This is a genomic window from Kitasatospora sp. MBT63, assembly GCF_000710465.2.
Taxonomy (GTDB): Bacteria; Actinomycetota; Actinomycetes; order Streptomycetales; family Streptomycetaceae; genus Kitasatospora.
The window spans coordinates 1-2,667 of record NZ_JAIZ01000136.1 but is presented as its reverse complement, the minus strand read 5'-3'; the positions used below and the strand labels follow the sequence as shown (position 1 = coordinate 2,667).

The window sequence follows — 2,667 nt, the reverse complement described above, 5'->3', positions numbered from 1 at the left end:
CTGCGGCAGGCCGCCGACGCACTGGTCGAACTGTTCGAGCGCCCGCTGCTCGCCGAGGCCGGCCTGATCGACCACGCCGCCGTCCGGGAGTCGCTGGCCCGCGCCGCCACCCCGGAGGCCGCCCTGCCACCGGGCACCCTGGCCGGCCTCGCCGACCTGATCGCCACCGAACTGTGGCTGCGCCGGGTCGCGGCCCGCCGCCACGGCTCCTGCTGGACCGGCCTGCCCCCGGCACAGCGGCGCGCCCTGACCCGCCCGACCTGACCCACCCGCCCTGAAGCCCGGGCCCCCGCCCACGCCCCCGCCCACGGCCACGGCCGCGTCCACGCCCACGCCCACGACGGCGACGCCGTGCCGCGGCCGGTCCGGGCGCGCCCTGCCGCCGGGCCGGGCCCGATCGGCGATCATGTGCTGGTGGTCCGTCATCCGGAGGCCGCTGTGCGTGAACCCTTCCCCGTGCTCGGCGAGCCGCCCCCCGCCGCCCGCCCGGGCATCCTCGCCGCCTGCGACGGCTCGGACGGCTCGCTGTGGGCGCTCGACCGGGCGATGACCGAGGCCGAACTGTTCCGGCTGCCGCTGTACGTGCTCGCCGTCGTCAACCCGTCCCCGTCCGGCTACCCGCCCGGCATGGCCGAGCTGGTGCACGAGAGCGTCGAGCGGCTCACCGAGAGCATGGCGGACGGGCTGCGCCGGGCCGTCGCCACCGTCCAGTCGGCCCGCGAGCGCCCGTACGGCGGCGAGCTGGCCCTGCACGTGGTGCTCGGGAACGTGGTCGAGGTGGTGCTCGCCTGCACCGCCGGGCAGCACACCGTGGTGCTCGGCACCCGGGGCAACGGCGGCTTCAGCCGGCTGCTGCTGGGCTCGGTCAGCACGGCCGCGGTGCACCACGCGGCCTGCCCGGTGCTGGTCGTACCGGCCCCGCCGGCGGGCTGACCCCACCCGGCGGGCGGCGGCCCCGGTGGGCCCCGGCCACGGCGGTTCGTGGACGTCCGGGAATGTCCTCCGATGGTTGAGCGTTCATCCACCGGATCGGCGACCCCGATCGGCCGCCCCGGCCAGCCCCCCCGTGACAGGAGTTCCGTCCCCCGATGAAGGTCGAGATTTTCAGCGACATCGCCTGCCCCTGGTGCTACCTCGGCAAGCGCCGCTTCGAACAGGCCCTGGACCGCTTCGCGGGCAAGGCCGAGGTCGAGGTGGTCTTCCGCCCGTACCAGCTGGTGCCGGACGCGCCCGAGAGCGCGAGCCCGCACCGCGCCTGGCTGGCCGAGCGCTACGGCCCGCAGTCGGTCGCGATGGACGACCGGGTGACCCAGCTCGGCAAGGCCGAGGGTGTGCACTTCGACTTCGACACCGCGCTGCACGTCAACACCTTCCTCGGCCACCGCCTGCTCCACCTCGCCGAGCGCGAGTACGGCGCCGCCGTCCAGTCCGAGCTGAAGGAACTGCTGCTCAAGGCCCACTTCGCCGACGGCGTCGACGTCGGCGACCGCGCCGCGCTGACCGAGCTGGCCGCCGCCGCCGGGATCGACCGCGACCGCGCGGCCGCCTACCTGGCGGGCGACGAGGGCGCGGCCGAGGTCCGGGCCCAGCTGGCGGAGGCCCGCGAGCTCGGCATCAGCGCCGTGCCGACCTTCGTCTTCGAGGGCAAGTGGGCGGTCCAGGGCGGTCAGGAGGCCGAGACCTTCCTGCGCGTCCTGGAGCAGGTCGCCGCCGAGACCGCCGAGACCGCCGGGACGTCCGGGACCGCCCGTCACGCGGAGTCCGCCGAGCCCGCCGGGCACGACGCGCACGCCTGCGCGGACGGCGCCTGCACGGTCTGAGCGGTCCGGGCGGTCCGGGCGGCCCGAGCGGACGGCCGGACCGGACGCCGGTCCGAAAGGCGTGCCCGAGGGCCCGTGCGGGTGCGCCCAGCACGGGCCCTCAGCTGCAGGTGAACCTGGCGTCCGCCCAGTCCGCGACGTCGATCAGCGGCCACCGGCCGGAGGCCGGGGTGACGACCAGCCGGATCGAGGTCTGCCCGGCCAGCGCCGCGTGCACCGCGACCGGGCGGTCCCACGGCCCGACCCGGCCCGACTGCCACAGGGCCCGCCCGTCGGCGCCCTCCACCCGGAACTCCACCGAGCCGGCCCCCACACTCAGGTCGTCCAGCCCGGCCACCGCGTCGAACGCGGTGCAGCCGCGGTTGAGGTCGATCGTCACCTGGGACGGCACCCGCACCGACAGCGCGTGCTGGTGCGCCGAACCGCGCATCCACACCGCCCGGCGCTGCGCCACCGGGTCACCGCGCCGGATCACCGGCCCGGCCGCCGGGTCCCGGTGCTCACGCCCGACGATCGGCAGCTGGTCGAGCCAGAACGAGACCGGCGGCGCCGGCGGGGACGGCGAGGGCGACGGCGGTGGTGCGGTCGGCACCGGCGGAGGCGTCACCGGCGGCTCCGGCGGCGGCTCGGGCACCGGCGACGACGGTGCGGGCGTCACCACCGGTGCCGCCGGGGGAGTGGTGCTCGGAGACGGACTGGGCTTCGGCCTCGGCACGGCCGCGCGCGGCACGGCGGCGGGCACCACGGTCTCCTCGACGGGCGCGGGGGACGGGCTCGGCGTCGGGTCGGGCGCCGGGCCGACCGGCGCCGCGACCGGCGGCGGCAGCGCCGGCGAGGACACCGCCGC

3 protein-coding genes and 2 pseudogenes are annotated in these 2,667 nt (G+C 77.5%); 4 read left to right on the top strand and 1 reads right to left on the bottom strand.

The window, feature by feature from the left end; translation table 11 throughout:
* From AA75_RS49160 to AA75_RS08995, 3 genes and pseudogenes are all read left to right on the top strand, one after another.
* Positions 1–264: pseudogene (locus AA75_RS49160) on the top strand (hypothetical protein); the annotation flags it as partial.
* Positions 265–438: 174 nt separating this feature from the next.
* Positions 439–933 (top strand): universal stress protein, encoded by a 495-nt coding sequence (locus tag AA75_RS09000; protein ID WP_051812035.1) that lies wholly within the window; start codon positions 439–441, stop codon positions 931–933.
* Between the two features lie 155 nt (positions 934–1,088).
* Positions 1,089–1,820: a DsbA family oxidoreductase gene (locus AA75_RS08995; protein ID WP_033819311.1), complete on the top strand. Its 732-nt coding sequence runs from the start codon at positions 1,089–1,091 to the stop codon at positions 1,818–1,820.
* A 100-nt stretch (positions 1,821–1,920) separates the two neighbouring features.
* On the opposite strand, the gene AA75_RS45375 is transcribed toward AA75_RS08995, so the two are convergent.
* Complete coding sequence (locus tag AA75_RS45375) at positions 1,921–2,295, bottom strand: NPCBM/NEW2 domain-containing protein (protein ID WP_368666552.1); 375 nt, start codon at positions 2,293–2,295, stop codon at positions 1,921–1,923.
* Between AA75_RS45375 and AA75_RS51735 the strand changes: the two are divergent.
* Positions 2,183–2,667: pseudogene (locus AA75_RS51735) on the top strand (hypothetical protein); the annotation flags it as partial. The gene AA75_RS45375 and the pseudogene AA75_RS51735 overlap by 113 nt on opposite strands.

Coding starts and splice junctions, on each gene's coding strand:
- AA75_RS08995 (WP_033819311.1), top strand. CDS start 1,089: ATGAAGGTCGAGATTTTCAGCGACATCGCCTGCCCCTGGTGCTACCTC.